Genomic DNA, 1,612 nt, shown 5'->3' with positions numbered 1-1,612 from the left:
ATTGGGCAGACTGTGCTGCACTTTCGCGTGTACTCCCAGCGTTTGGAGCAGCAAGCGCACTTGTAACAGGAAATCTTGGTTGATGTTCCCGATCTGGAGTTCGTTACGAGACACTGTACCATCGGCGTCTGCGTAACCAGCCAACCACTCGAGTTTGGTACGGGCGTCGGATCGTGACGGAACAGCAAACTTTGGAGGCAGGTCCAAGGGAAACTGGACATTGAGAATATCGGCGTAGGTTCCGTCGCCACAAAAGAGGCCGTGGGTGTAGGCGTACGGGAATTGCTCAGTGCCGTGAGCCCCTTCTGTAGGCAGTCTCATCTTGGCCAGTTTGTTACCAGGGACCAAGTCCTCCGCTCTCACCTCGCGAGGCTTGCTGTCGTATGTGTCCTGCACGTAAAACTTGTGGTAGTCAGTACACACCAGAGAGGCGCCATCTGAAAATTCCAGTCGCCTCATAACAGCCTTGGGTGCTGTTTGGCGCACAGTGGTACTGGACCACTCTTTGCCGTTCCACACCTCCACTTGCTGGTTTTTCAGGTCGGCAATGCGCTGATGTCCTGTACGCGTAAGGATAACTGTGTCGCCGTGCACACAGAGGTTGGAACACTGAATAACTCCTAGGTTCTTCTGGTTGCTCTTGCTGTTGCAGGCGTCCTTGTACATCATGTAAGGAGCACCAGTCTCTGTTTGCGCCGTCAGAATGGCTTCCCACAGTTTTCTGGCCCTCACAGTCTTCTTGGGGACAGAGGGATCCTGTTCGTACTTTTCGTAGAGGGCGTTAAAGTGGGGGCCGTAGGAAGTGGGCAGTCCTGGTGCAGTGTCGGGACTCAACAATGTCCAGGGTCCATCCGCCTCGACCCGCTGCATAAACAGATCTGGCACCCACAGACCCAGGAACAAATCACGCGCCCGATCCGCCTCATGTCCGTGATTCTTACGCAGGTCCAGGAAATCAAAGATGTCCAGGTGCCAGGGCTCCAAATATACTGCAAAAGCGCCCTTGCGCTTGCCACCGCCATTGTGCGCCAAGCCTCCCTCTGTCAGGTAGTTAGCATGCGCTTCTGTGCCTTTGATCTTGAGATCCACCACACGCGTAGGTGGCATCAAGTCATTCGTGGAGACATGTGCGACACGAGCATACAGGATACCGTCGTGGCTGAATTGGCCAGGCAACTGTCCCACTCTCAAACGCAGGAAGCGTACACTCGATGCCAACTTTGATGGCAGTGGAGCGGAGGAAGCCTCGTCTAGACCCTTCAACAGTGCCTGCGTCTTGTCCAGTGGTAGATACAAAAGATGGGGAGGCAGACCATCTTTCATCTGCCACATTTCATAGGTCAACTTCCACCAGCCTGGCAGTTTCCACTCTGTCGTGATGTCGCAGTGGCCCTTGACTGCTGCAGAGGTGCTGCAAACACCTCTGGTTTGCAAATAGGCTTGCAGTGTCTCTGTGACAGGCGATGAAAGTGTAGCACTTGCCGTACTGGCTAGGGGTTCCATGGTTCCTGCACGCAACATCAGCCCAAAGACGTAACAATCCTGCAAGGTATACTCCTCCACGTCCTGCACGTAGGTAGGGATGGGGAAACCCACCCAATCTTCTTGGGTT

Annotated in this window: 1 protein-coding gene; it reads right to left on the bottom strand. The window is 54.3% G+C overall.

Annotated elements, in window-relative coordinates; all coding sequences use genetic code 11:
- The coding region (locus tag V6D20_11580) for an LAGLIDADG family homing endonuclease (protein HEY9816424.1) at nucleotides 1–1,612 on the bottom strand (1,612 nt) is incomplete at both ends.

Source organism: Candidatus Obscuribacterales bacterium (assembly GCA_036703605.1).
GTDB lineage: Bacteria > Cyanobacteriota > Cyanobacteriia > RECH01 > RECH01 > RECH01.
The sequence above is the reverse complement of the archived record's forward strand: the minus strand, read 5'-3'. Positions and strand labels throughout refer to the sequence as shown.